Source organism: Pseudomonas sp. B21-021 (assembly GCF_024749205.1).
Classification (GTDB): Bacteria; Pseudomonadota; Gammaproteobacteria; order Pseudomonadales; family Pseudomonadaceae; genus Aquipseudomonas; species Aquipseudomonas paraglycinae.
Genome location: NZ_CP087192.1, coordinates 1,424,583 through 1,449,175 on the forward strand (window position 1 = coordinate 1,424,583; position 24,593 = coordinate 1,449,175).

General features: G+C 61.3%; 24 protein-coding genes. 8 read left to right on the forward strand and 16 right to left on the reverse strand.

Going from position 1 to position 24,593, the window contains the following annotated elements; genetic code table 11:
* Positions 1-7 precede the first annotated feature (7 nt).
* From dinG to pdxH, 5 genes are all read left to right on the forward strand, one after another.
* Entirely contained in the window at positions 8-2,152 is a 2,145-nt protein-coding gene (gene dinG / locus LOY31_RS06305; protein ID WP_085605353.1) for an ATP-dependent DNA helicase DinG, read from the forward strand.
* A gap of 95 nt (positions 2,153-2,247) precedes the next feature.
* A complete protein-coding gene (locus tag LOY31_RS06310) occupies positions 2,248-4,728 on the forward strand; it encodes a beta-galactosidase (RefSeq protein WP_258712979.1) in 2,481 nt (826 codons plus the stop codon).
* 106 nt (positions 4,729-4,834) lie between these two features.
* On the forward strand, positions 4,835-5,980 hold the full coding sequence (locus LOY31_RS06315) for an EstA family serine hydrolase (protein WP_007959136.1): 1,146 nt from the start codon (positions 4,835-4,837) through the stop codon (positions 5,978-5,980).
* A 113-nt stretch (positions 5,981-6,093) separates the two neighbouring features.
* Positions 6,094-7,197: an OmpA family protein gene (locus LOY31_RS06320; RefSeq protein WP_085605356.1), complete on the forward strand. Its 1,104-nt coding sequence runs from the start codon at positions 6,094-6,096 to the stop codon at positions 7,195-7,197.
* A gap of 24 nt (positions 7,198-7,221) precedes the next feature.
* Positions 7,222-7,869, forward strand: coding sequence for a pyridoxamine 5'-phosphate oxidase (gene pdxH / locus LOY31_RS06325; RefSeq protein ID WP_085605358.1), 648 nt, complete (start codon positions 7,222-7,224; stop codon positions 7,867-7,869).
* A 5-nt stretch (positions 7,870-7,874) separates the two neighbouring features.
* On the opposite strand, the gene LOY31_RS06330 is transcribed toward pdxH, so the two are convergent.
* On the reverse strand, positions 7,875-8,111 hold the full coding sequence (locus LOY31_RS06330; RefSeq protein WP_007959143.1) for a hypothetical protein: 237 nt from the start codon (positions 8,109-8,111) through the stop codon (positions 7,875-7,877).
* Positions 8,112-8,277: 166 nt separating this feature from the next.
* Between LOY31_RS06330 and LOY31_RS06335 the strand changes: the two genes are divergently transcribed.
* Positions 8,278-8,742: a glycine zipper 2TM domain-containing protein gene (locus tag LOY31_RS06335; protein WP_007918566.1), complete on the forward strand. Its 465-nt coding sequence runs from the start codon at positions 8,278-8,280 to the stop codon at positions 8,740-8,742.
* 175 nt (positions 8,743-8,917) lie between these two features.
* Here LOY31_RS06335 and LOY31_RS06340 read toward each other — a convergent pair whose 3' ends face one another.
* The 3 genes from LOY31_RS06340 to nhaA form a co-directional block, all read right to left on the reverse strand.
* On the reverse strand, positions 8,918-9,658 hold the full coding sequence (locus LOY31_RS06340; protein WP_085605360.1) for a zeta toxin family protein: 741 nt from the start codon (positions 9,656-9,658) through the stop codon (positions 8,918-8,920).
* A complete protein-coding gene (locus LOY31_RS06345; RefSeq protein WP_085605362.1) occupies positions 9,655-9,924 on the reverse strand; it encodes a hypothetical protein in 270 nt (89 codons plus the stop codon). Before LOY31_RS06345 ends, LOY31_RS06340 begins: the two co-directional genes overlap by 4 nt.
* Positions 9,925-10,121: 197 nt before the next feature.
* Positions 10,122-11,309 (reverse strand): Na+/H+ antiporter NhaA, encoded by a 1,188-nt coding sequence (gene nhaA, locus LOY31_RS06350; protein WP_085605364.1) that lies wholly within the window; start codon positions 11,307-11,309, stop codon positions 10,122-10,124.
* Positions 11,310-11,555: 246 nt separating this feature from the next.
* Between nhaA and LOY31_RS06355 the strand changes: the two genes are divergently transcribed.
* The gene (locus tag LOY31_RS06355; protein ID WP_085605366.1) at positions 11,556-12,650 is read left to right on the forward strand and encodes a PLP-dependent cysteine synthase family protein; all 1,095 of its coding nucleotides are present in this window, start codon (positions 11,556-11,558) and stop codon (positions 12,648-12,650) included.
* Positions 12,651-12,767: 117 nt separating this feature from the next.
* Here the strand turns inward: LOY31_RS06355 and LOY31_RS06360 are convergent, their stop codons facing one another.
* The 3 genes from LOY31_RS06360 to LOY31_RS06370 form a co-directional block, all read right to left on the reverse strand.
* Complete coding sequence (locus tag LOY31_RS06360) at positions 12,768-14,381, reverse strand: NAD(P)/FAD-dependent oxidoreductase (RefSeq protein WP_258712980.1); 1,614 nt, start codon at positions 14,379-14,381, stop codon at positions 12,768-12,770.
* Positions 14,382-14,476: 95 nt separating this feature from the next.
* Positions 14,477-15,130: a COG3650 family protein gene (locus LOY31_RS06365; RefSeq protein WP_085605370.1), complete on the reverse strand. Its 654-nt coding sequence runs from the start codon at positions 15,128-15,130 to the stop codon at positions 14,477-14,479.
* Between the two features lie 59 nt (positions 15,131-15,189).
* Positions 15,190-15,789, reverse strand: a complete 600-nt coding sequence (locus LOY31_RS06370) for a short chain dehydrogenase (RefSeq protein ID WP_007959150.1) — start codon at positions 15,787-15,789, stop codon at positions 15,190-15,192.
* A 103-nt stretch (positions 15,790-15,892) separates the two neighbouring features.
* Here LOY31_RS06370 and LOY31_RS06375 point away from each other — a divergent pair, with 103 nt between their 5' ends.
* Positions 15,893-16,801: a LysR family transcriptional regulator gene (locus LOY31_RS06375; RefSeq protein ID WP_085605372.1), complete on the forward strand. Its 909-nt coding sequence runs from the start codon at positions 15,893-15,895 to the stop codon at positions 16,799-16,801.
* Here LOY31_RS06375 and LOY31_RS06380 read toward each other — a convergent pair.
* The 9 genes from LOY31_RS06380 to LOY31_RS06420 all read right to left on the reverse strand — a co-directional run bounded on the left by LOY31_RS06380 (position 16,750) and on the right by LOY31_RS06420 (position 24,393).
* Positions 16,750-17,265, reverse strand: coding sequence for a DoxX family protein (locus tag LOY31_RS06380; protein ID WP_085605374.1), 516 nt, complete (start codon positions 17,263-17,265; stop codon positions 16,750-16,752). The two genes, LOY31_RS06375 and LOY31_RS06380, sit on opposite strands and share 52 nt — an antisense overlap.
* Positions 17,262-18,020, reverse strand: coding sequence for a DUF2063 domain-containing protein (locus LOY31_RS06385; protein ID WP_085605376.1), 759 nt, complete (start codon positions 18,018-18,020; stop codon positions 17,262-17,264). The genes LOY31_RS06380 and LOY31_RS06385 overlap by 4 nt, the downstream gene beginning before the upstream one ends.
* Positions 18,017-18,904 carry a DUF692 domain-containing protein gene (locus LOY31_RS06390; RefSeq protein ID WP_258712981.1) on the reverse strand — a complete coding sequence of 296 codons (888 nt, stop codon included), beginning with the start codon at positions 18,902-18,904 and terminating at the stop codon, positions 18,017-18,019. The genes LOY31_RS06385 and LOY31_RS06390 overlap by 4 nt, the downstream gene beginning before the upstream one ends.
* 25 nt (positions 18,905-18,929) lie before the next feature.
* The gene (locus LOY31_RS06395; protein ID WP_007959157.1) at positions 18,930-19,235 is read right to left on the reverse strand and encodes a DUF2282 domain-containing protein; all 306 of its coding nucleotides are present in this window, start codon (positions 19,233-19,235) and stop codon (positions 18,930-18,932) included.
* Between the two features lie 156 nt (positions 19,236-19,391).
* Positions 19,392-20,093, reverse strand: a complete 702-nt coding sequence (locus LOY31_RS06400) for an ABC transporter ATP-binding protein (protein ID WP_003222380.1) — start codon at positions 20,091-20,093, stop codon at positions 19,392-19,394.
* Positions 20,094-20,861, reverse strand: a complete 768-nt coding sequence (livG, locus tag LOY31_RS06405) for a high-affinity branched-chain amino acid ABC transporter ATP-binding protein LivG (protein WP_007959160.1) — start codon at positions 20,859-20,861, stop codon at positions 20,094-20,096.
* The gene (locus tag LOY31_RS06410) at positions 20,858-22,114 is read right to left on the reverse strand and encodes a high-affinity branched-chain amino acid ABC transporter permease LivM (protein WP_007959162.1); all 1,257 of its coding nucleotides are present in this window, start codon (positions 22,112-22,114) and stop codon (positions 20,858-20,860) included. The genes livG and LOY31_RS06410 overlap by 4 nt, the downstream gene beginning before the upstream one ends.
* Complete coding sequence (livH, locus tag LOY31_RS06415; RefSeq protein WP_007959165.1) at positions 22,111-23,034, reverse strand: high-affinity branched-chain amino acid ABC transporter permease LivH; 924 nt, start codon at positions 23,032-23,034, stop codon at positions 22,111-22,113. Before livH ends, LOY31_RS06410 begins: the two co-directional genes overlap by 4 nt.
* A 231-nt stretch (positions 23,035-23,265) precedes the next feature.
* Positions 23,266-24,393: a branched-chain amino acid ABC transporter substrate-binding protein gene (locus LOY31_RS06420; RefSeq protein ID WP_007959167.1), complete on the reverse strand. Its 1,128-nt coding sequence runs from the start codon at positions 24,391-24,393 to the stop codon at positions 23,266-23,268.
* Positions 24,394-24,593 lie beyond the last annotated feature (200 nt).

A 24,593-nucleotide genomic window follows, 5' to 3' on the forward strand; every position in this document is an offset into this window, starting at 1 on the left:
ACACTCAATGATCAGCACTGAACTCAAAACCACGATCCAGGGCGCCTACTCGCGTTTTCTAGAGGCCAAGAGCCTCAAGCCGCGTTACGGCCAACGCCTGATGATCGCTGAAGTCGCCAAGGTCCTCGGGGATATCGACACCGACGACGAAGGCCGGCGCAGTGGCGACCCCGCGATTGTCGCGGTGGAAGCCGGCACCGGTACCGGCAAGACCGTGGCCTACAGCCTGGCGGCGATCCCGACGGCCAAACTGGCCGGCAAACGCTTGGTGATCGCCACCGCCACCGTCGCCCTGCAAGAGCAGATCGTCTACAAGGATTTGCCCGACCTGATGCGCAACAGCGGGCTGAATTTCAGCTTCGCCCTGGCCAAGGGCCGTGGCCGCTACATGTGCCTGTCCAAGCTCGACATGCTGTTGCAGGAAGGCCACGCACAGACCGCCACCGCGCAGCTGTTCGAAGAAGAAGGTTTCAAGATCGAGGTCGATGAGGCCAGCCAGAAGCTGTTCACCAGCATGATCGAGAAGCTTGCCGGCAATAAATGGGACGGCGACCGCGACAGCTGGCCCAACGCGCTGGAAGACGCCGACTGGGCGCGCCTGACCACCGATCACAGCCAGTGCACCAACCGTCATTGCCCGAACTTCGGCCAGTGCGCCTTCTACAAGGCCCGCGAAGGCATGGGCAAGGTCGACGTGATTGTCACCAACCACGACATGGTGCTGGCCGATCTGGCGCTGGGCGGCGGGGCAGTCTTGCCCGATCCGCGCGACACCATCTATGTGTTCGACGAAGGTCATCACCTGCCGGACAAGGCCATCGGCCACTTCGCCCATTACACGCGCCTGCGTTCCACCGCCGACTGGCTGGAAACCACCGCCAAGAACCTCACCAAACTGCTGGCCCAGCACCCGTTGCCGGGCGATCTCGGCAAGCTGATCGAGCAGGTGCCGGAGCTGGCGCGGGAGATCAAGACCCAGCAGCAATTCATGTTCACAGCCTGTGAACAGATAGCCGATTTCAAGCCCGGCGAAGACGTCGAGGGCCGCGAGCGCCCGCGTCATCGCTTCATCGGTGGGGTGATTCCCGAACACATGCGCGAGATGGGCATCGAGCTGAAAAAAGGCTTCTCCCGTCTCAATGATCTGTTTACCCGTCTGACCGACCTGCTAAAGGAAGGCATGGACGGCGAGGTCAACATCGGCATCGCCAGCAATCAGGCCGAAGAGTGGTATCCGCTGTTCGGCAGCCTGTTGTCCCGTGCTTCCGGCAACTGGGAGCTGTGGACCGCGTTCACCGCCGAAGACCCGGAAGACAACCCGCCGATGGCCCGCTGGCTGACGCTGGCCGAAAGCGGTTCGCTGTTCGACATCGAGGTCAACGCCAGCCCGATCCTCGCCGCCGAAACCCTGCGTCGCAGCCTGTGGAACGTGGCCTACGGCTGTCTGGTCACCTCCGCGACCTTGACCGCCCTCGGCACGTTCGACCGCTTCCGCATGCGCGCCGGCCTGCCGAAAAAAGCCGTCACCGCCGTGGTGCCGAGCCCGTTCCATCATGCCGACGCCGGTGTGTTGCGGGTGCCGGACCTGAAAGCCGACCCGCGCGATGCCGCCGCCCACACCGCCGCGATCATCCGCGATCTGCCGGAGCTGGTCGAAGGCTCGCGCGGCAGTCTGGTGCTGTTCTCTTCGCGCAAACAGATGCAGGACGTGTTCGACGGCCTCGACCGCGACTGGCGCAAGCAAGTGTTCATTCAAGGCAACCTGTCGAAACAGGAAACCCTGAACAAGCACAAGGCGCGGGTCGATGGCGGCGATTCCAGCGTGCTGTTCGGCCTCGCCAGTTTTGCTGAAGGCGTGGACTTGCCCGGCGCCTATTGCGAGCATGTGGTGATCGCCAAGATCCCGTTCTCGGTGCCGGACGATCCGGTCGAAGCCGCACTGTCGGAATGGATCGAAGCCCGGGGCGGCAATCCGTTCATGGAGATCTCGGTGCCCGACGCCTCGCTGAAGCTGGTTCAGGCCTGCGGCCGACTGCTGCGTACCGAAGAAGACCGCGGCACCATCACCTTGCTGGATCGGCGGCTGGTCACCCAGCGCTACGGCAAGGCGATCCTCAATGCGTTGCCTCCTTTCCGTCGTGAAATATCCTGAGACATCGGTGGGCAGTTTTGCCCGCCGCGCTGTCTATCTCTCTGCTATCGCTTTTCCATTGGCCCTTGCGGGTCGTTAGGGAGAAATCCGTTCTCATGATTCGTCGTTCGTTGCTTGCCATTTTTGCCCTGGTTTTCGCTGGCCCCTTGCTGGCGGCACCTGCCGGCCAGCAGACCCTGTTCAACTTTGTCCGCCCCGCCGACGTGGTGAAGGTCGCGACCGAAAACGCCGACCTGCCGCAAGCCAACGCCGAGCAGACCCCCGAAGGCGAAGTGCTGCGCCGGGTGACGTTCAACCCGACGGCCCGCCCGACCTTGCGTCTGTCACCGCAGACCGGTGCCTGGGACTGGTCGCAGTCCGGCATGATGAGCCTGCGTATCCAGAGCGCGATGAACTGGGCGGTGACCGTCTACGTACAAATCCAGAGCAACGACGGCAAGACCCTGGTCAGCCGCGTCGATCTGCCGGCCGGCCCGGCGCAGACCTTGCTCGTGCCATTGACCGCAACCTCGCCACTGAGCCAGGGCATGAAAGCCGGGCCGGTGATGCCGATGACGATCGATGGGCAGCGCATCCTGCTGGCGAGCAGCAGCGGTGAGCTGGATCGCAGCCAGGTGGTGTCGGTCAGCCTGTCGATGGATCAGCCGAAAGCCGCGCAAAGTCTGTTGCTCGAGCGCTTTGGCGTGCAGGACGAGGGCGAGGTGATCAAATCCGCCTACGGCAATCTGGTGGATGCCTACGGCCAGTCGACTCGCGGCAAGTGGCCGGAAAAAGTCGCCAATGACGAACAACTGAAATCCGCCGCCGCCAAAGAACAGCAACAACTGAACACCTGGCTGGCCGAGCGCGAAAAGTCCTCGCTGGACAAGTTCGGTGGCTGGAGCAAAGGCCCGGCGTTCAAGGCCAGCGGTTTCTTCCGCACCGAAAAACGTGACGGCCGCTGGTATCTGGTGACGCCCGAGGGCCATCCGTTTTATTCCCTTGGTGTGAACACCGTCAGCCCGGAGGTCAACCAGACCTACGTGGCCGGCCGCGAGTACATGTTCGAATTCCTGCCAAAACCGGGAGAGCCGCTGGCCAGCCATTTCGGCGAAGGCGACAACCGTGGCGGCAACGGTGTCGATCAGGGTCGTGGCTACAACTTCGGTCGCTGGTACGACTTCTACGGCGCCAACCTTCAGCGTCTGTATGGCGAGCCATGCATTCCGGACAGCGGCAACAAGGCCGGAGTGGCCGAAGCCGCCAAGGCTGGCGCCGCAGAAGAAGCCGCGACCAACGCCAGTGCACCGGTAGCCGCCTCCGAACAGCCGAAAGCCGGGGTCGCCGAGTCGGCAGCCACCAGCGGGCAAAGCGTTGCGAAGCCGTGCACGAACACGGTCGACGAGCAAAAGTGGGCCAGCCACACCCTTGATCGTCTGCAAGCCTGGGGCTTCAACACGGTCGGTAACTGGAGCGCGCCTGCCCTCGGTGACGCCGAGCGCATGCCGTACACCTTGCCGCTGTCGATCGTCGGCGATTACACCAGCATCAGCACCGGCACCGACTGGTGGGGCGGCATGCCTGACCCGTTCGATCCGCGCTTCGCCATGGCCACCGAACGCGCCGTGGCGATTGCCGCCCGTGATCATCGCGATGATCCGTGGCTGATCGGCTACTTCGCCGACAACGAGCTGGCTTGGGCCGGCCCCGGTGATGATCCGAAATCCCGTTACGCGCTGGCCTACGGCACCTTGAAAATGACCACCGACGTTCCGGCCAAACGCGCATTCCTCAAGCAGTTGCGCGACAAGTACCGCAATCAGGCGGGGCTGTCGAAGGCCTGGGGCATTGATCTGCCGGCGTGGGAATTGATGGAAGACCCGGGTTTCGAGGCGCCGCTGCCGAATCCGGAGCATCCGGAAATCGAGGCCGACTTCAAATACTTCCAGAAGGTGTTCGCCGACACCTACTTCAAGACCATTTCCGACTCGCTGAAATGGCACGCGCCGAACCAGTTGCTGCTTGGTGGCCGTTTCGCCACCAGCACCCCGGAAGCCGTGGCGTCCTGCGCCCAGTATTGCGACGTGCTGAGCTTCAACATGTACACCCTGCAACCGCAGGACGGTTATGACTTCGCCGCGCTGCGCAACCTCGACAAACCGGTGCTGATCACCGAATTCAACTTCGGCTCCACCGACCGTGGCCCGTTCTGGGGCGGCGTGACTCCGTTGAGCAAGGAAGAAGACCGCGGCCCGGCCTACGCCAACTTCCTCAAACAGGCGCTTAGCGAGCCGTCGATTGTCGGCGTGCACTGGTTCCAGTATCTGGATCAACCGGTGACCGGGCGTCTGCTCGATGGCGAAAACGGCCACTTTGGTCTGGTTGGCGTCACCGATCTGCCGTTCCAGGGTTTTGTCGAAGCCGTGCGCAAGAGCAACCTGGCGACCGTCGATCAGTTGAACAAAGAGGCGCAGAAAGCGGCTGCCGCTGCGGACAAGACCGGCCACGAAGCCGAAGGCGGCCGCAAGGCAGACGCCGGCAAAGGCCCGGGGCAGGGGGCCGGCCACACCGGCGGGCATTCGGGCAACGGTCACTGATCGTTACGAAACCTGAAGACCGCCCGGCCCGCAGCGGTTCCCAAAACCCTCACGGGCTGGAACAATGCGGGCCACTTTGTAGAGCGTTTTCGCGGGGGAGTTGCGGGTGCAGATTCAGGGACATTACGAGCTTCAATTCGAAGCGGTGCGCGAAGCTTTCGCCGCACTGTTCGACGATCCCCAGGAACGCGGCGCCGCGTTGTGCATCCGGGTCGGCGGGGAAACCGTCCTCGACCTCTGGTCCGGCACCGCCGACAAGGACGGCGCCGAGGCCTGGCACAGCGACACCATCGCCAATCTGTTCTCCTGCACCAAGACCTTCACCGCCGTCACCGCGCTGCAACTGGTTGCCGAAGGCAAGTTGCAGCTCGATGCGCCGGTCGCCCGTTACTGGCCGGAATTCGCCGCCGCCGGCAAGGAATCCGTCACCCTGCGCCAACTGCTTTGCCATCAGGCCGGTCTGCCGGCCCTGCGCGAATTGCTGGCGCCGGAAGCGCTGTATGACTGGCAAACCATGGTCGACGCTCTCGCCGCCGAAGCACCGTGGTGGACGCCGGGCACCGGTCATGGCTATGCCGCGATCACCTACGGCTGGCTGATTGGCGAATTGCTGCGGCGTGCCGACGGTCGCGGGCCGGGCGAATCGATTGTGGCGCGGGTCGCCAAACCGCTGGGGCTGGATTTCCATGTCGGTCTGGCCGACGAAGAGTTTCATCGCGTGGCGCACATTGCGCGGGGCAAGGGCAACACCGGCGACGCCGCTGCCCAGCGCCTGCTGCAAGTGACCATGCGCGAGCCGACGGCCATGACCACCCGGGCCTTCACCAATCCGCCGTCGGTGCTCACCAGCACCAACAAACCGGAATGGCGCCGCATGCAGCAACCGGCGGCCAACGGCCACGGCAATGCGCGCAGTCTGGCCGGGTTCTACGCCGGTCTGCTCGACGGCAGCCTGCTGGAAAGCGAAATGCTCGAAGAACTGACCCGCGAACACAGCCTCGGCGAGGACAAGACCTTGCTGACCCGCACCCGTTTCGGTCTCGGTTGCATGCTCGATCAACCCGACGTGCCAAACGCCACTTACGGCCTCGGCCCGCGTGCATTCGGCCATCCGGGTGCGGGCGGTTCCATCGGTTTTGCTGATCCGGAGCACGATGTGGCCTTCGGATTTGTGACAAATACCCTGGGGCCGTACGTCTTGATGGATCCGCGCGCGCAGAAGCTGGCGCGGGTACTAGCCACTTGTCTGTAAAGCATCGCACGAGGCTCCAGGGCCGGAACCTCATGGCGAATTTCGTTTCAAAGCGTCTGTTTATCCGGGCGAAAGTCCTCTGATTGTTCACTACTTCTTTTTGTGGGTTTCCAATGTCGTCCAAACAAACTCTCGCCCTGGCCCTGTGTTTCGCAATCACCGGTTGTGCACAGACTCCGAAGAACGACGCCGATGGCGGCAGCTGGTGGCCGTTCGGTTCTTCCGACAAAGTCGCAGCCAAGGAGCCGGCTCCGGCGCCTGCCCCGTTGAAACCGGCCGCCACCGCGCCGGTTGCCAAGGCCGAGAGCAGCAGTCCGTGGTACTGGCCGTTTGGCTCCGACGACTCGGCGGCCAAGGCTGAGGTGAAGGCTGAAGCCAAACCCGAAGCCAAGCCGGTCGAAGTCGCCAAGGCTGAGGCCGACAAGGGTGGCAAATGGTGGTGGCCGTTTGGCGGCAAGGAGCAGGACACGGCCAAAGTCGTGCCGATGCCCGATCCAAAAGTGACTCAAGCCTGGCTGGATGACTACGAGCCGCGCCTGCGCACCGCGATCAAGGACAGCAACCTGCAACTCGAGCGCCGTGAAAACGTGCTGGTCGTGACCGCGCCGGTGGAAGGCTCGTTCAACCCGGACCGCCCGGCGATGCTGCTGCCAGTGACCCTCGGCCCGTTCACCCGCGTGGCGAAAATCCTCGAAGCCGACCCGAAAACCGCCGTGCTGGTGCTCGGTCACAGTGACACCACCGGCGCCGCTCCGGCCAACGTCAAGTTGAGCCAGGAACGCGCCCAAGCCGTGGCGGCGATCTTCCGCCTCAGCGGTCTGCAGCGTGATCGTCTGATGCTGCGCGGCATGGGTTCCGAAGCCCCGCGTGCTGCCAACGACAGCGTTGAAGGCCGTGCCCTGAACCGTCGTGTCGAACTGCTGGTGACGCCGCAAAACACCATGGTCGCACTGCTGAGCAAATACAACATGCCAGCACCGAAGCCAGTGACCATGGTCGCTGCTCAGGACGTCAAGCCTGCCGCCAAACCGGTGACCCCGGCACCGGCTGCGAAGAAAGCCGCTGTACCGGCCACCAAAAAGGCTCCGGCCAAGAAAGCTGCTGCCAAGGCTCCAGCGAAGAAGGCCCCGGCCAAGGCTCCGGCGAAAAAGACCGCGCCCGCCAAAGCTGCCGCAACCGACAAGAAAGTCGCTGCGACCGATACCACTAAAAAGTGATCCGCTAACGAAAAGGAATGCGCCGTGACCCAGTCTCTGGCAGATATGCGTCGTGATTACACCCGGGACGGCCTGACCGAGGCGCAAGCCCCGGCTGAGCCCTTTGCGTTGTTTCACCAGTGGTTTGCCGAAGCGGTGAAAACCGAACAGGCGCCGGTGGAAGCCAACGCGATGACCCTGGCCACGGTGGATGCGGACGGCCGTCCGCATTGCCGCATTCTGCTGCTCAAGGGGCTGGACGAGCAGGGCTTCACCTTCTTCACCAACTACGAAAGCGCCAAGGGCCAGCATCTGGCGGCGAACCCGTTCGCTGCCATGACGTTCTTCTGGCCGACCCTGGAGCGCCAGGTACGGATCGAAGGGCGGGTGGTGAAGGTCACGCCTGAAGAGTCCGACGCTTACTATCAGGTGCGACCGCTGGGCAGCCGTCTCGGCGCTTGGGCCTCCCCGCAGAGCCGGGTGATCAACGGCCGGGGTGAACTGGAAGACTTGCTCAAGGCCACCGAGCAACGTTTCACCAACACCCAGCCCGATTGCCCGGAACACTGGGGTGGCTACCGCTTGCTCCCCGAGCGCATCGAGTTCTGGCAGGGCCGCGCCAGCCGTCTGCACGATCGCCTCAACTACCGTGTGCAGGGCGCCGACTGGATTCTTGAACGTCTGGCACCGTAAACAGTCTACCGAGCGGGATAGCCTGCCGCAGCGGCCTCAAGCCACTTCGGCAGGTCCCGGCGCTTGATCTTCTGCGCCTGAGCCTGCTTCAGCCGTTCGAGCATGAAGGCGCGTTTGCCTTCATCCTTGCCGGCCAGTGACAGGGCCAGGTCGCGATCCATCCAGCGTTTGATCCGCACATACAGCCACCAGTGGAAGTACAGACCGGCGGCGGTGGTGACGACAATGATGAAGTAATCCATGGAAATCCTTGGGTCGGCGGCGCAGGAAACGGATTTTGGCGCTACTGTTGGGTGAGTTCGCGGGCGCCTGTACCGGGCCTGAATGAAAGCAACTTTATCCGGGCGACGCCGTGACAGGCGTCAAGCTGCGGAGTTTAATGAATACCTGTCCTTTGGAGTTGATGCTATGCGTAAGTCTGTTCTGCTGGTTGCTTCCTTTTCCACGATGGCGATGTTGCTGACCGGCTGCCAGTCGAGCCTGACCGGTGACTCCTACTCCCGTGACGAAGCGCGTCGCGTGCAGACGATTCGCATGGGCACCATCGAATCCCTGCGTCCGGTGAAAATCGAAGGCACCAAGACCCCGATCGGCGGCCTCGCCGGTGCAGCGGTGGGCGGTGTCGGCGGCAGCGCCATCGGCGGCGGCAAAGGCAGCATCGTTGCAGCCGTTATCGGTGCCGTGGCCGGCGGCCTGATCGGTTCGGCCACTGAAGAAGGCCTGACCCGCACTCAAGGCGTTGAAATCACCGTGCGCGAAGACGACGGCAGCATGCGTGCCTATGTGCAGCAAGTGCAGGAGAATGAAGTATTCCGCGTGGGTGAGCGGGTACGGATTTCGACTGTTGGCGGCACCAGCCGCGTTTCGCACTAATCGCGAACAAGCGGTAAAAGAAAACCCCGATCAGGTGACTGGTCGGGGTTTTTGTTTGGTGTTCACCAGTGATCGCGATAGACGAATGCGATTGGGTAGGACGTATCTTTAAAGGCGTGGGTGATTGTTCGACGTGAATAAAGGCCGACATTAAGAGAAGTCGTAGGCTTGTGATCTAGATCAGTTTATCGAGCAGGAACTCTTTAAACCAAGGTGGCTGTACGTCAGATTTGATTTCAATCAGCTCCCCGTCTGTGATCTCTGCAACCTGTGTCAGTCCTTCGCTACCTTCGTCGGAGTTATCAAAGATATAGGCTCTGTTCGAGGTGAGGATTGCATCCGATAGGAGCGCCAGAGACCTCCAATAACGCTTTCGTATCTTTTCAGGAGGAACGTTGTGCCCACCCTGTGATACGCGATAGGCAACCCTGGCGACATTGATTTCCGGGTCGGCTGTTGCAACGTAATAGACGTAAACCCTGTACCCGGATCTCTGGGCTTCGTAGAGCAAATCGACTTTATCTGATGAGGACATGACGGTTTCGAACGTAAAACTGATTTTCTCTTTGATCAGAGAGCGCCGTATGAAGTCGGAAAGAGCGGAGGCTACATAGGAGTCGATCTGAGTATCCGAGAAGCTGAGCCTGTCACCTTCAATCGTAATCGAATCCATTTTTGCCAATGACTCTGGAGCTTTTTTCAGCAGGGCGTGGTTGCGGAAAAAATCGAAAATGTCATTTTTGTGAGATTCGATGCGATAGGTGGTGAAATCAAAATAACCAGTGTCTTTGATTGCACGCTCTATATCATCCGGGTTTATGTAATTTCCCAATAGATGCGCAGGAACCAGCCGATTAAAGGTGCTTTTTCCTGAGCCATTTGGTCCGGCGAATATACGTACCCTCGGTGTGCTCAAGAAACGACCTGTTTAGGCAGTTTGCTGATTTGCAGGCGAGTCCCGCTTTTCAGGTTTCCATAGGTGCCGATCGAGCGCAGTGCAACCGAAGATTTTTCTGTAACTTCAAACAATTGACCATCTTTGGCGACAAGCACAGCAGCCCCATTGGCAAGCGCCATTTTGTAGGCGTTGTTGAACGCTTTCAGGGCAATGTCCGGAATATAAGACTCCTGCACGGCAATCTGACTGTCCGTCATTGGGCGCTTTTCTGCTTTGCGTGACATGGAAGGCTCCGAAAAAACATTCTGAGGTGACGCTGCTGTCAACAGGAGATATAGCACACTTGAAAGGCTCAGGTTAAGCGCTGCGAGCAGCGCCAACGGGAGACTATCAATGCTTTGCAGGGTTCTGGAGCCCAATCATGTGTGTGAATCTTTCATTGAGTCTTGGGCCTTCCAGTGAGAGGCGCGTAATGAGCGTGTTAACTTCCTTGTGTGGATCCTTTTCTGCTCGCCGCCAATGTCACTGCATAACCGATCAATGCCGCAAACACTGAACCTGTGAGAATGCCCATCCGGTCCATCCCGGCGTATTCACTGGCGCCCGGCACGAAGGCGAGGGAGCCGACAAACAGGCTCATGGTGAAACCGATCCCGCAGAGGATCGCCACGCCCAGCACCTGGCCCCAATTGGCGCCTTGGGGCAGGGCGGCGATGCCGGTCTTGACGGCGAGCCAGGTCAGGCCGAACACGCCGATGGTCTTGCCCAGCAGCAGGCCGACGGCGATGCCCATCGGGACGTGGTGGGTGAAGCTTTCGGCGGTCACGCCGGTCAACGACAGGCCGGCGTTGGCGAAGGCGAACAGCGGCAGAATGCCGTAGGCGACCCACGGGTGCAGCGCGTGTTCGAGGGTCAGCAGCGGCGAAGGCTCGGCATTCCTGGTGCGCAGCGGGATACAGAATGCCAGGGTCACGCCGGCCAGCGTCGCGTGGACGCCGCTCTTGAGTACGCAGACCCAGAGGATCAGACCAATGATCATGTACGGCCCGAGCTTGACCACGCCGAGTCGGTTCATCGCCACCAGCGCCGCGATGCACGCCGCCGCCAGGCCCAGCGACAGGGTCGACAGCTCGCCGGAGTAGAAGATTGCAATGATCACGATGGCCCCGAGGTCATCGATGATCGCCAGGGTCATCAGGAACAGCTTCAGCGACACCGGCACTCGCTTGCCGAGCAAGGCCAGCACGCCGAGGGCGAAGGCGATGTCGGTGGCGGTCGGAATCGCCCAGCCGTCGAGGGCGGCCGGATTGTCGCGGTTGAGGAACCAGTAGATCAGCGCCGGCACCAGCATGCCGCCGATGGCCGCCGCGCCGGGCAGGACGATCTGCGACGGTTTCGACAGCTGACCGTCGAGGACTTCGCGCTTCACTTCCAGGCCGATCAGCAGGAAAAACAGCGCCATCAGGCCGTCGTTGATCCACAGCAGCAGGGGCTTGGCGATCTTCAACGCGCCGATCTGCGCCACCACCGGGGTGTCGAGCAGGCCGCTGTACAACCACGACAACGGCGAGTTGTTGATGATTAGAGCCAGGATGGCCGCGGCGATCAGTAACAGACCGCTGGCAGCTTCCAACTGAAAGAAACGCGTGAAAGTGCTACGCAGAGGCAAGGTCGCTCTCCATCGATAAAGTCAAAAGGTGGCACACCCTAACCCGTACCGTTAGTTGTTAAAACAAAAGTTATATTCTTTTTTGTTATATGTGGTTACAGGGCGCCAGGCCGACATGCAGCAGAGCCTAGCAGTTGCCCAAGGGATTGAAGCTCAGCTGTATCTGTCGGTGCCGTGGGATTTTTCCTAAGCTTGGGGGCTGAGCCTGTGAAGGCACTTCTGCCCGATTCAACGAGAACGACAGCCATGAGCGACAACCGACAGTGGGCCCGCGAAGCCATCCGGATCATCGAAGCGGACTTCCAGCGCAGCGCCGACACCCACCTGATCCCCTTGCCGCTGCCGGGGTTCCCAGGCATCGAGTTGTACTTCAAGGACGAGTCCAGTCACCCGACCGGCAGCCTCAAGCATCGGCTGGCCCGCTCGCTGTTTCTCTACGCCTTGTGTAACGGCTGGCTCAAGCCCGGCGCGCCGGTGATCGAGGCGTCCAGCGGATCGACGGCGATTTCCGAGGCGTACTTCGCGCGGATGCTCGGGCTGCCGTTCATTGCGGTGATGCCGGCGACCACCTCCAAGGAAAAAATTGCGCAGATCGCGTTCTACGGTGGCCAGAGTCACCTGGTAGCCGATCCGACCCAGATCTACGCCGAATCCGAACGCCTGGCCCGCGAGCACGACGGTCACTTCATCGACCAGTTCACCTACGCCGAGCGGGCCACCGACTGGCGGGCGAACAACAACATCGCCGAGTCGATCTTCCAGCAGATGCGTTACGAGCAGCACCCGTGCCCGGCCTGGCTGATTTCCAGTCCCGGCACCGGCGGCACCACCGCGACCCTCGGTCGCTACGTGCGTTATCGCCAGCACTGCACCCGCGTGCTGTGCGCCGATGCCGAGCGTTCGGTGTTCTTCGACTTTTACCAGACCGGCGACGCGAGTTTGCGTCTGGACCACGGTTCACGCGTCGAAGGCATCGGCCGGCCGCGGGTAGAAGCGTCGTTCCTGCCGAAGGTAATCGATGCGATGGTCAAGGTGCCGGATGCTTTGTCGCTGGCGGCCATGCATTACCTGGCGCAGCGTCTGGGCCGCCATGTGGGCGGTTCGAGTGGGACCAACCTGATCGGCGCGCTGATGGCGGCCCAGCAGATGAAAGCGGCGGGGGAGTCGGGCTCGATCGTGGCGATCCTGTGCGATGGCGGCGAGCGCTACGCGGACACGTATTACGATCAGGCGTGGCTCAAGGCGCAGGGCTATGAGCTGGATGGATTGATAGCGGCCGTAGCGGCGAGTGCCGAGCAGGGTAAGGCGCTGCCGACCTCGGTTCTGCGCGCCAATATTTGATACACCCGGAACCTAATGTGGGAGCGGGCTTGCTCGCGAATGCTTTGGATCAGTCAACATAATTGTTGAATGTAACACCGCATTCGCGAGCAAGCCCGCTCCCACAATTTTGCGGTGTCAGGCCTCTAGACCGAGAATGTCACGCGCCACGGCTTCTGCGATGCGAATACCATCGACACCCGCCGACAGAATCCCGCCCGCATAACCCGCGCCTTCACCGGCCGGGAACAGGCCTTTGACGTTCATGCTCTGCAGCGTCTCGTTACGCGTGATGCGCAGCGGCGAAGAGGTGCGGGTCTCGATGCCGGTCAGCACCGCATCGTGCAGCGAATAACCGCGAATCTGCTTCTCGAACGCCGGCAGTGCTTCGCGGATCGCTTCGATGGCGAAGTCCGGCAAGGCCAGGGCCAGATCGCCCGGTGCCACGCCCGGTTTGTACGACGGCTCGACTTCGCCCAGTTCGGTCGAAGGAATGTCGTTGATGAAGTCGCCGACCAGTTGCGCCGGCGCCTTGTAGTCGCTGCCGCCGAGGATGAAGGCGTGGGACTCCAGACGTTCCTGCAACTCGATCCCCGCCAGCGGGCCGCCCGGATAATCGACTTCCGGGGTGATGCCGACGACGATGCCGGAGTTGGCGTTGCGCTCGTTACGCGAGTACTGGCTCATGCCGTTGGTGACCACGCGGTTCGGCTCGGAGGTCGCCGCCACCACGGTGCCGCCCGGGCACATGCAGAAGCTGTAGACCGAACGGCCGTTCTTGGCGTGGTGCACCAGTTTGTAGTCGGCGGCTCCCAACTTGGGGTGGCCGGCGTACTTGCCCAGACGCGCACGGTCGATCAGCGATTGCGGGTGCTCGATCCGGAAGCCCACCGAGAACGGCTTGGCTTCCATGAACACGCCACGGCTGTGGAGCATGCGGAAGGTGTCGCGGGCACTGTGGCCGAGGGCCAGGACCACGTGTTTGGAATGCAGGGTTTCGCCGCTGGCCAGCTCGACGCCGACCAGTTGACCGTCTTCGATCAGCACGTCGGTGACGCGCTCCTGGAAGCGTACTTCACCGCCCAGTGCACGGATCTCTTCACGCATGGTCTCGACCATGCCGGTCAGACGGAACGTACCGATGTGCGGTTTGCTGACGTAGAGGATTTCTTCCGGCGCGCCGGCCTTCACGAATTCGTGCAGCACCTTGCGGCCGAGGAATTTCGGGTCCTTGATCTGGCTGTACAGCTTGCCGTCGGAGAACGTGCCCGCGCCGCCTTCGCCGAACTGCACGTTGGACTCGGGATTGAGCACGCTTTTGCGCCACAGGCCCCAGGTGTCCTTGGTGCGCTGGCGCACTTCGGTGCCGCGCTCAAGGATGATCGGCTTGAAGCCCATCTGCGCCAGCAACAGGCCGGCGAAGATCCCGCACGGGCCGAAACCGACCACGATCGGGCGCTGGCTCAGGTCGCTGGGCGCCTGACCGACGAATTTGTAGCTGACATCCGGCGCGACGTTGACGTTACGGTCGTCGGCGAACTTGCCCAGCACTTTGGCCTCGTCGCGCACTTCGAGGTCGATGGTGTAGATGAAGCACAGTTCGGAGGACTTTTTGCGCGCATCGTAGCTGCGCTTGAACAAGGTGAAATCGAGCAGGTCATCGCTGGCAATGCCCAGGCGTTGCACGATGGCAGCGCGCAGGTCTTCGTCGGGATGGTCGATCGGCAGCTTGAGTTCAGTGATTCGTAACATGACAGGATCCGGTTCGCGGGGCGCACAACTGCGCCAGGGCGTTTGAAGGCGGCGATTATAAGCCGCAACGGCCGGATCCCGTGAGGGTAAAACGATCAGTCGTTACGCGAACCGCCGAAATACCCGCAACCACGCTGCACCTTGCCGTCGATACGCAACTCGGCGCTCATGTGCTGCACGCTGCCAGTGCTGCTGTCGATGCAGCGCTGCGGCGCCACCCACAGCTCGATGCGCTGGTTGTTGGCTTCGCTGCTGAGGTTGAAACGGCCGTCGCCCAGTTGCTCTTCGACATAGGGCACGGCGAGCGGTGGCTGGCCTTCGCGGTCGATGACCAGGCCCTTGCCGCTGACTTTTACATTCCATTCCGGGCCATGGCCGGCGGCGCGCAGGATCAGCTGTTTGAAGTTGGGATCGTCGCAGGCGGTGCCGGAGCGTTCGACGCGATAAAGCTGGGTCAGGTCGAGGCGGTCGCCGGCGATCTTCCCGCGCACGTCGGCGAACAGCTTGCCCTGCTGATCGGCCAGGGTGGCGGCCTCTTGCAGGACGCTGGTGCCGCCGATGTCGTTGACCACGTATTGACGCTGCTCGCCGCAGGCCTGGAACACCAGTTTGCCGTCGGCAGCGGTCAGTTGCCCCTGCATCCGCGTCTGGCCGACGTGGGAGGCGCTTTCCCGCGCGCCATCGAACAACTGGCACGCGGCAAACAACGGGAGCAGGGCAACAACGATCAGGGAACGGGCAACACGCATCTTTGGCTCTCCAGACAAGTGTCGCCACGTTACGCAGGCTGACCGTTCATCACAAGGGTTTAGCCCACGTGAAATGTCTGACCTGTCTGCAAGCCTTCGACACTTTTGGCGTAGGCCAATGCCACATCCGCCGCAGGAACCGGCTTGTAGCCACGGAAGTACGGGGCGTAGCTGCCCATGGCTTCGACCAGCACGGTCGGGCTGATCGAGTTCACGCGCAGGCCGCGTGGCAGCTCGATGGCGGCGGCTCGAACGAAGCTGTCGAGCGCGCCGTTGACCAGTGCAGCCGAGGCGCCGCTGCGGATCGGATCGTGGCTGAGCACCCCGGTGGTGAAGGTGAACGATGCGCCGTCGTTGGCGAATTCACGGCCGATCAGCAGCAGATTGACCTGGCCCATCAACTTGTCTTTCAGGCCGAGGGCGAAGCTGTCTTCGGTCATTTCACCCAGCGGGGCGAAGGTCACGTTGCCAGCGGCGCAGACCAGTGCGTCGAACTTGCCGGTCTGTTCGAACAGCTTGCGGATCGATGCGCTGTCGCTGATATCCACCTGGAAATCGCCGCTGCTGCGACCGATACGAATGACTTCATGACGCTGCGACAGCTCTTTGTCCACGGCCGAACCGATGGTACCGCCCGCGCCGATCAACAGAATTTTCATCGTGATTGCCTCAAGTGATTGAACGAGGTTTCAGTCTAGAGTGGTTTTTTCTGCGGATAAGCGCACTAATGGGCAACCTTTGGTTTTCAAATGGAAACAATCCATGAGCGAGATGGATGATCTGGCAGCGTTCGCGGTCTTGATCGAAGCCGGCAGTTTTACCCTGGCGGCGCAACAATTGGGCTGCAGCAAGGGGCAGTTGTCCAAGCGCATCAGCCAGCTGGAGGCACGGTTTTCCATGGTGTTGCTGCAACGCACGACGCGTCGGTTGAGCCTGACGGCGGCCGGTGCGGCGTTGTTGCCACAGGCTCAGGCGCTTGTAGTCCAGGTTGAAAGAGCGCGTCAGGCATTGGCGCGATTGAAGGACGACATGGCCGGCCCGGTGCGTATGACGGTTCCGGTGTCGCTGGGGGAAACTTTCTTCGACGGCCTGCTGCTGGACTTTTCGCAGAAATACCCCGAGGTGCAGATCGAACTGGAGCTGAACAACAGCTACCGCGACCTGTCCCGCGACGGCTTCGATCTGGCGATCCGCACCGAGGTCGCCAATGACGAGCGACTGGTGGCCAAGCCCCTGCTGGCCTGGCAGGAAATGACCTGTGCCAGTCCTGAATATCTGGAGCGCTTTGGCGAACCGCTGACGCCGCAAGCATTGGCCGAACACCGTTGCCTGCTCAACAGTCACTACAGCGGTCGCGAGGAATGGCTTTATCACCAGCAGCACGAGCTGCTGCGGGTGCGGGTGTCGGGACCGTTCGCCAGCAATCATTACAACCTGCTGAAGAAAGCCGCATTGGCCGGCGCCGGGATCGCTCGCCTGCCGTCCTATCTATTGCAGGCGGAATTGGCTGACGGCCGATTGCGCTGGCTCCTTCGGGATTTTCAGACCCGGCGCATGCCGATGTACCTGGTGCATCCGTATCAGGGCGGTCTACCGAAACGTACCCAGGTGCTGGCGGACTACCTGATTGGCTGGTTCAAACTCAGTGGCGAGGCGCTGGACCGGTTGTAGTGCCGGGCGATCAGGTGATCGATCGACACTTTGCCCGGCCCGGTCGCCATCAGGTACAGCAGCACCGCCATCCAGGTGCCGTGGGTCGGGTAGGCATCCGGATACACGAACAGCTGAATGGTCAGGGTCATGCCCAGCAAGGCCAGCGCCGAAAAACGCGTAGCGAAGCCAATCAGAATCAGGATCGGGAAGAAGTGCTCGGCAAACGCCGCCAGATGCGCGGCGATTTCCGGCGACAGCAGCGGCACGTGGTACTCGCTCTTGAACAGCGGAATCGTCGAGTCCGCCAGACGCGGCCAGCCGAGCTCGAAGGTGCCATCGATCAGGTCGACGGCCAGCCCTTCGACCTTGATCTGCCCGGATTTCCAGAACACTGCGGCGATGGAAAATCGCGCGATGAAGGCGATCAGGCTGTGAGGGATTTTTTCCAGCAGCGCGATGGCGCGGGCAACGAGGCTGTTCATGACGACACCTTTGGGTGCAAATGAGTAATGACTTGGCGACTGATCAGCAGGGCGAGGGTCTGGCTGAGGTCGAAGGTCCCAGCGGATTCCAGCGCCTGCGTGAGTGACTGGCCGGCCTTGAGCTGGCGAATGAACTGGCTGGCGCCGCGATCCACGGTGAACACCTCGACTTCCAGTCCATTGCGCAGGATCAACGCGTGTTGGGCGTTATGCAGATCGATCCCGGCCAGCGTCGCGTCGTGCTGATGCGCGGCCCAGATGTCCACTACGGCGAAGCTTGAATCGAGCAGATGCAGCGAAGGGTGCAGGCCGATGCGCAGTTCGTTGAGCGCATCGGCATCTGCGAATACAGCAGCAATCCGCTCCTGACTCACAGGCAACGCATCGGCAGCGTGATAGGCCAGCGTGCGCAAGCGTTCCAGGCTCGCGACATCGGCCAGATAGGGAACGCTCGCAGCAGGTTCGAAGCCGCTGATGAAGTCCGCCAGCCCGCTGCCGTAGTCGCTCATCAACGGACTGTGTGGCGGATGGCTGTGCACGAAAATGCCGGCCATGGCTCGGAAGAATTCGTCCCCCACCAACTGCATGACCACGGGATAACTGTCGGCCAATGCATTGATCAGCGAACCCTGCACGTTGTTGCGGTACACCGCGAAACGGCTGGCCGGGTCGGCACCGTTTGCACTGCACAAACCGTCGGGGCAGGGCAGGTCGGTATCGAGCAACGCTGCGCTGAACGCGGCTTGAGTGCTCACGGCCGACCTCCCGCGCACAGCAACAGCTCATCGGCCTGCTGCGCTTCCGTCAACAGCACGTTGAAGGCCGGCACCTGATTGTCCCGTTCGATCAGCGTCGCCACCGGGCCGACGCGTTCCAGCGCTTGCCGGTACAACGACCAGACCGCTTGATCGATCGGCGCGCCGTGATCGTCGATCAGCAAGCGATCACCGAGGCTGTCGGAGTCTTCGGCAAACCCGGCCAGATGAATCTCGCCCACCGCGTGCAGCGGCAGTGCGTCGAGATAAGCCAGGGGATCGCGCTGATGGTTGATGCACGAGACGTAGACATTGTTCACGTCCAGCAACAGACCGCAGCCAGTGCGCCGGATGACTTCACGGATGAAATCGGCTTCGTCGATGGTCGAGCGCTGGAACGCCAGGTAGGTTGCCGGGTTTTCCAGCAACATCGGACGCTTGAGGGTGTTTTGCACCTGATCGATGTGGTCGCAGACGCGGTTCAGCGTCGGCGTGTCGTACGCCAGGGGCAGCAAGTCATTGAGAAACACCGGGCCGTGGCTCGACCAGGCCAGGTGTTCGGAAAAGGAGTGCGGTTGATAGCGCTCGATCAGCGCCGCCAGGCGTTTGAGGTGCTGGACATCCAGCGGGCCTTCGGCACCGATGGACAGCCCGACGCCATGCAGCGACAGCGGATACGCCTCGCGAATCAATCCCAGAAAATGATGAAACGGGCCGCCGGCCACCATGTAGTTTTCGGCGTGGACTTCGAAGAAACCGATGTCCGGACGTGAATCGAGCACTTCGCTGAAGTGCTCGCTCTTGAGCCCCAGCCCGGCACGGGACGGGAGCCCGGAGAGGGCTGCCCGAGTGCGGCGCAAGGCATGGTCGCAGGATGTGATCATGATCGACACTCGGGCGGCTCCCGGATCAGGACTTGGCTTTGAACGCTTCGAGCTGACCGAAACCGGTCGGCGAGGTTTTGCTTTCGGTGGTGGCGCAGGTGCCTTTTGGAACCAGTTTCCAGGCGTTGGCCTGATGATCCATTTTCGCGGTGCCGGCACAGGTGGTGCCCGCGCCTGCGGCGCAATCGTTCTTGCCTTTCATGGCCACGCCGAAGCATTTTTCCATGTTGTCGTCAGCGGCGTGGGCGGTGGAGACGGCAGCGATGCTCAGAGCAGAACCGAGGGCCAGAACCAGGGCGGTGGCGGACAGGGTGCGGGTAGTAGCAGTCATGATGTTTCTCCGGTTTGAACTTGGGTTTGAACAAGCGATTGCGCTTGCTTGCCCCACTAGAGAAACGACTCGGCGATGCGTTACAGCGATCAATAAAGTTTTTTTGCCGGGCACAAAAAAACGGCCCAGAGGCCGTTTTTTGTTTGAAGCGATCCATCAACCGCCGAGGTATGCCTCGCGCACTTTCGGGTCGGTCAGCAGCGCTTCGCCGGTGCCTTGCATCACCACCCGGCCGTTCTCAAGAACGTACGCACGGTCAGCGATTTTCAGCGCCTGGTTGGCGTTCTGCTCGACCAGGAACACCGTCACACCGTCCTTGCGCAGCTGTTCGATGATGTCGAAGATCTGCTGGATGATGATCGGTGCCAGGCCCAGCGACGGTTCGTCGAGCAACAGCAGTTTCGGCTTGCTCATCAGCGCGCGGCCGATGGCGAGCATTTGCTGTTCGCCGCCGGACATGGTGCCGCCGCGCTGGTTGAAGCGTTCTTTCAGGCGTGGGAAAAGTCCGAGAACCTTGTCCATCTGTTCCTGATAGTCGCCCTTGTCGGTGAAGAATCCGCCCATGGACAGGTTTTCTTCGACGGTCAGACGGGCAAACACCCGACGACCTTCCGGCACTACGGCGATGCTCTTGCGCATGATCTGCGACGAGTCCTGGCCGACCAGTTCCTCACCCATGTAGCGGATGCTGCCGCTGTGGGCCTGCGGCGAACCGCACAGCGTCATCAGCAGCGTGGACTTGCCGGCACCGTTGGCGCCGATCAGAGTCACGATCTCGCCCTGGCGGACTTCGACGTTGACGCTGTGCAGGGCCTGGATCTTGCCGTAGAAGGTGGAAACGTTTTCGAACTGCAGCATTTACGCTTCCCCCAGGTAGGCTTTGATCACTTCAGGATTGTCGCGGATCTGTTCCGGCGTGCCGTCGGCCAGAGGCGTGCCCTGGTTGATCACGACGATGTGGTCGGAAATGCTCATGACCAGTTTCATGTCGTGTTCGATCAGCAGCACGGTCACGTTGTGCTCTTCACGCAGCACGCTGATCAGCGCCTTGAGGTCTTCGGTTTCCTTCGGGTTCAGGCCGGCGGCCGGTTCGTCGAGCATGAGGATCCGCGGACGGGTCATCATGCAGCGGGCGATTTCCAGGCGACGTTGCTGACCGTAGGCCAGGGTGCCGGCGGGGCGGTTGGCGAACTCTTTCAGGTTGACCTTTTCCAGCCAGTACTCGGCGAACTCCATGGCCTCGCGCTCGCTCTTGCGAAACGCCGGGGTCTTGAACAGGCCGGACAGGAAGTTGGTGTTCAGGTGACGGTGCTGGGCGATCAACAGGTTCTCGACCGCCGTCATGTCCTTGAACAACCGCACGTTCTGGAAGGTGCGCACCACGCCTTTGAGGGCGATCTTGTGGCCCGGCAGGCCGTGAATCGGCTCGCCGTCCAGCAGGATGCTGCCGCCCGATGGCTGGTAAAAACCGGTCAGGCAGTTGAACACGGTGGTCTTGCCGGCGCCGTTCGGCCCGATCAGTGCCACCACCTGTTTTTCCTTCACGGTCAGGGCCACGCCGTTGACCGCCAGCAGGCCGCCGAAGCGCATGCTCAGATTTTCGACTTTCAGGATCTCGCGGCTCATTTGCGCAGCTCCATGTGAGGACGTTGCATGGGCAGCAGACCTTGAGGTCGCCAGATCATCATCAGCACCATCAGGGCGCCGAACATCAACATGCGGTACTCACTGAACTCACGCATCATTTCCGGCAGCAGGATCATCACCACGGCCGCGAGAATCACGCCCAGCTGCGAGCCCATGCCACCCAGCACCACGATGGCGAGGATGATCGCCGACTCGATGAAGGTGAACGACTCCGGCGTCACCAGACCCTGACGGGCGGCGAAGAAGCTGCCGGCGAAACCGGCAAATGCCGCGCCGAGGGTGAACGCTGAGAGCTTGATCACGGTCGGGTTGAGGCCCAGCGCACGGCAGGCGATTTCGTCTTCACGCAGCGCTTCCCACGCACGGCCGATCGGCATGCGCAGCAGGCGGTTGATCACGAACAGCGCCGCCAGCGCCAGCAACAGGGCAACCAGGTAGAGGAAGATCACCTTGTTGATCGAGTTGTACTGCAGGCCGAAATATTCGTGGAAGGTTTGCATCCCTTCTGCGGCTTTACGTTCGAAGGTCAGGCCGAAGAACGTCGGTTTCTCGATGTTGCTGATGCCGTTCGGGCCGCCGGTGATGTCGGTCAGGTTACGCAGGAACAGGCGGATGATTTCCCCGAAGCCCAGGGTCACGATCGCCAGGTAGTCGCCGCGCAGACGCAACACCGGGAAGCCGAGCAGGAAGCCGAACGTCGCCGCCATCAGGCCGGCAATCGGCAGGCAGATCCAGAAGCTCAGGCCGTAGTAGTGCGACAGCAGCGCGTAGCTGTAGGCGCCGACGGCGTAGAAGCCGACGTAACCCAGGTCGAGCAGACCGGCCAGACCGACCACGATGTTCAGACCGAGGCCGAGCATCACGTAGATCAGGATCAGCGTCGCGATGTCCACCGCGCCACGGGAGCCGAAGAACGGCCACACCAGCGCACCGATGATCAGCGCGATGATGAAGTAGCGTTGGGTGGTCGGCAGGGTCAGGAAGTTGCTGGCCTTGGCCGGAATCAGCGGCATGCCTGGCGACGAACGCCACGCCTTGCTGATCTGCTGGTTGAACAGCACCCGCAGGAACATCAGCACCGAGCAGATGGCGATGGTCGCCAGAATGGCCGGGCTGGTGTTGTGCACTTCCAGGTTGACACCCACGATGGTCAGTTTCAGACCCAGTACCGGATAGGCCACGGCCCAGACCAGCAAGGCACTGAACAGCGCCTGTTTAAGATTCCTAGTCATACTTTCTCAACCTCCGGACGGCCCAGAATGCCGGTCGGACGGAACAACAGCACCAGAACCAACAAGCCGAAAGCCACGACGTCCTTGTACTGGTCGCCGAAGATATCGGCGCCAAAGGCTTCCGCCACCCCGAGCACCAGCCCGCCGAGCATGGCGCCGGGGATGCTGCCGATCCCGCCCAGTACAGCGGCGGTGAAGGCCTTGAGGCCGACGAGGAAACCGGCGTTCGGGTTGATCACGCCGTATTGCATGCTCAGCAGCACGGCCGCGACGGCCGCCAGCGCAGCACCGATGACGAAGGTCAGGGCGATGATGTTGTTGGTGTTGATGCCCAGCAGGTTGGCCATCTTGATGTCTTCGGCGCAGGCGCGGCAGGCGCGGCCCAGGCGAGAGCGGGAGATGAACAGCGTGAGGCCGAGCATGGCGATCAGGGTCACCACGAACACCACGATTTGCATGTAGGAAATCAGCACTTCATGTGCGCCACCTGGGCCGAAGGCGAAGTTGCCCGGAATCAGGTTGGGGATTGCTTTGTCCTTGGAGTCTTGCGCCAGCAGAACCGTGTTCTGCAGGAAGATCGACATACCGATCGCGGAAATCAGCGGGATCAGACGGTTGCTGCCGCGCAACGGGCGGTAGGCAATGCGTTCGATGCTGTAACCGTAGGAGCTGGTGACGACGATGCTGGCGATGAACGCCACGGTCATCAACAGCGGGACGCTTTCGAGTCCCATCATGGTCAGCCCGGCGATGGCGATGAACGCCACGTAGGAACCGATCATGTACACCTCGCCGTGGGCGAAGTTGATCATTCCAATGATGCCGTAGACCATCGTGTAGCCGATGGCGATCAGGGCATACATGCTGCCAACGTTCAAGCCGTTAACCAGCTGTTGGAAGAAGTGATAGATGTCAGGCATTACAGCGCTCCTAAAAACCTGATACGCATTTCACTGGTGGAGTCATTTTCCCGCCCGGTCCCGTGGATCTTTATCCACTTCGAATCCGGGTTTTGCCAGCGAACCGCTGATGACGGTTTTGAGATTTTCAGGTGGGGAGACTGGCGGATCACGCCAGCGCGGCCCAATACATTCGTAAAACAAAGCCCACGGCACGCCGTGGGCTTTATTGGCAGTCAGTCAGGCAGGGCCTTACTGAGGCGACACTTCGGTTTTAGGTTTGCCGTTGTGCCACTCGTAAACCACGAATTTGAAGTCCTTCAGGTCGCCCTTGGCGTCGTAGCTCAGGTCGCCGGTCGGGGTCTTGAAGGTGCCGGCGTGGATGGCTTCAGCCACCTTGGCAGGGTCTTCGGACTTGGCTGCGGTGATACCTTGGGCAATCAGTTCAACCGCCGAGTAGGCCGGGAACACGAACGGACCGCTCGGGTCTTCTTTCTTGGCCTTGAATGCATCGGCCAGGGCCACGTTGGCCGGATCCTGGTCGAAGGATTTCGGCAGGGTCACCAGCAGGCCTTCGGACGCGTCCTTGGCGATCTGGGTGATCGAGTCGTTACCCACGCCTTCCGGACCCATGAACTTGGCTTTCAGGCCTTTTTCCTGGGCTTGACGCAGGATCAGACCCAGCTCCGGGTGGTAGCCGCCGTAGTAGACGAAGTCGACGTTGGCTTGCTTGAGCTTGGCGATGATCGCGGAGAAGTCCTTGTCGCCGGCGTTGATGCCTTCGAACACGGCAACCTTGGTGCCTTTCTTCTCGAGGGTGGATTTGACGGCGGTGGCGATGCCTTCACCGTACTGCTGCTTGTCGTGCAGCACGCCGACGATTTTCGGCTTCACGTGATCGGCGATGTAGTTACCGGCGGCAGGGCCCTGGGCGCTGTCCAGACCGATGGTGCGGAAGACCATTTTGTAACCACGGTTGGTGATGTCCGGGCTGGTGGCAGCCGGGGTGATCATGATCACACCTTCGTCTTCGTAGATGTCCGAAGCAGGCTGGGTGGAGCTGGAGCACAGGTGACCGACCACGAACTTGACGCCGTCGTTGACGACCTTGTTCGCAACCGCTACCGCTTGTTTAGGATCGCAAGCGTCATCGTATTCAACGGCTTCAAGCTTCTTGCCGTCGACGCCGCCTTTGGCGTTGATCTGCTCGATGGCCATTTTCGCGCCACTGAACTGCATGTCGCCGTACTGGGCTACTGGACCGGTTTTAGGGCCGGCGATACCGATCTTGATGGTGTCAGCTGCGAACGAATGGCTGGCAACCCCGGCCAGAACCATAGCGGCAAACAGTTTGGAAATCTGCTTAGTAGCCTTAGTCATAGTGCTCCACTCTTACTGTTGTATTTTTTTAGAGTCCTGACGCCGTAGCAGCAGAACCGGGACAGATATCTAGGCGATACCCTCCGGAAAAGCCCCCGGCAACTGTACCGGTACAGTGTAGAGCGCCGGTTGTTGGCCTGGGAAGCTGGCGCCAGGGGGCAAAACCTGAGGGTGTCGCTTAAATGAAAGAAAAAGACAGA

Bases quoted from the DNA above. Each gene is read 5' to 3' on its own strand.
- dinG (WP_085605353.1), top strand. From the start codon at position 8: ATGATCAGCACTGAACTCAAAACCACGATCCAGGGCGCCTACTCGCGT.
- LOY31_RS06310 (WP_258712979.1), top strand. From the start codon at position 2,248: ATGATTCGTCGTTCGTTGCTTGCCATTTTTGCCCTGGTTTTCGCTGGC.
- LOY31_RS06320 (WP_085605356.1), top strand. From the start codon at position 6,094: ATGTCGTCCAAACAAACTCTCGCCCTGGCCCTGTGTTTCGCAATCACC.
- LOY31_RS06330 (WP_007959143.1), bottom strand. From the start codon at position 8,111: ATGGATTACTTCATCATTGTCGTCACCACCGCCGCCGGTCTGTACTTC.
- LOY31_RS06335 (WP_007918566.1), top strand. From the start codon at position 8,278: ATGCGTAAGTCTGTTCTGCTGGTTGCTTCCTTTTCCACGATGGCGATG.
- LOY31_RS06345 (WP_085605362.1), bottom strand. From the start codon at position 9,924: ATGTCACGCAAAGCAGAAAAGCGCCCAATGACGGACAGTCAGATTGCC.
- LOY31_RS06355 (WP_085605366.1), top strand. From the start codon at position 11,556: ATGAGCGACAACCGACAGTGGGCCCGCGAAGCCATCCGGATCATCGAA.
- LOY31_RS06360 (WP_258712980.1), bottom strand. From the start codon at position 14,381: ATGTTACGAATCACTGAACTCAAGCTGCCGATCGACCATCCCGACGAA.
- LOY31_RS06365 (WP_085605370.1), bottom strand. From the start codon at position 15,130: ATGCGTGTTGCCCGTTCCCTGATCGTTGTTGCCCTGCTCCCGTTGTTT.
- LOY31_RS06370 (WP_007959150.1), bottom strand. From the start codon at position 15,789: ATGAAAATTCTGTTGATCGGCGCGGGCGGTACCATCGGTTCGGCCGTG.
- LOY31_RS06375 (WP_085605372.1), top strand. From the start codon at position 15,893: ATGAGCGAGATGGATGATCTGGCAGCGTTCGCGGTCTTGATCGAAGCC.
- LOY31_RS06380 (WP_085605374.1), bottom strand. From the start codon at position 17,265: ATGAACAGCCTCGTTGCCCGCGCCATCGCGCTGCTGGAAAAAATCCCT.
- LOY31_RS06390 (WP_258712981.1), bottom strand. From the start codon at position 18,904: ATGATCACATCCTGCGACCATGCCTTGCGCCGCACTCGGGCAGCCCTC.
- LOY31_RS06395 (WP_007959157.1), bottom strand. From the start codon at position 19,235: ATGACTGCTACTACCCGCACCCTGTCCGCCACCGCCCTGGTTCTGGCC.
- LOY31_RS06400 (WP_003222380.1), bottom strand. From the start codon at position 20,093: ATGCTGCAGTTCGAAAACGTTTCCACCTTCTACGGCAAGATCCAGGCC.
- livG (WP_007959160.1), bottom strand. From the start codon at position 20,861: ATGAGCCGCGAGATCCTGAAAGTCGAAAATCTGAGCATGCGCTTCGGC.
- LOY31_RS06410 (WP_007959162.1), bottom strand. From the start codon at position 22,114: ATGACTAGGAATCTTAAACAGGCGCTGTTCAGTGCCTTGCTGGTCTGG.
- livH (WP_007959165.1), bottom strand. From the start codon at position 23,034: ATGCCTGACATCTATCACTTCTTCCAACAGCTGGTTAACGGCTTGAAC.
- LOY31_RS06420 (WP_007959167.1), bottom strand. From the start codon at position 24,393: ATGACTAAGGCTACTAAGCAGATTTCCAAACTGTTTGCCGCTATGGTT.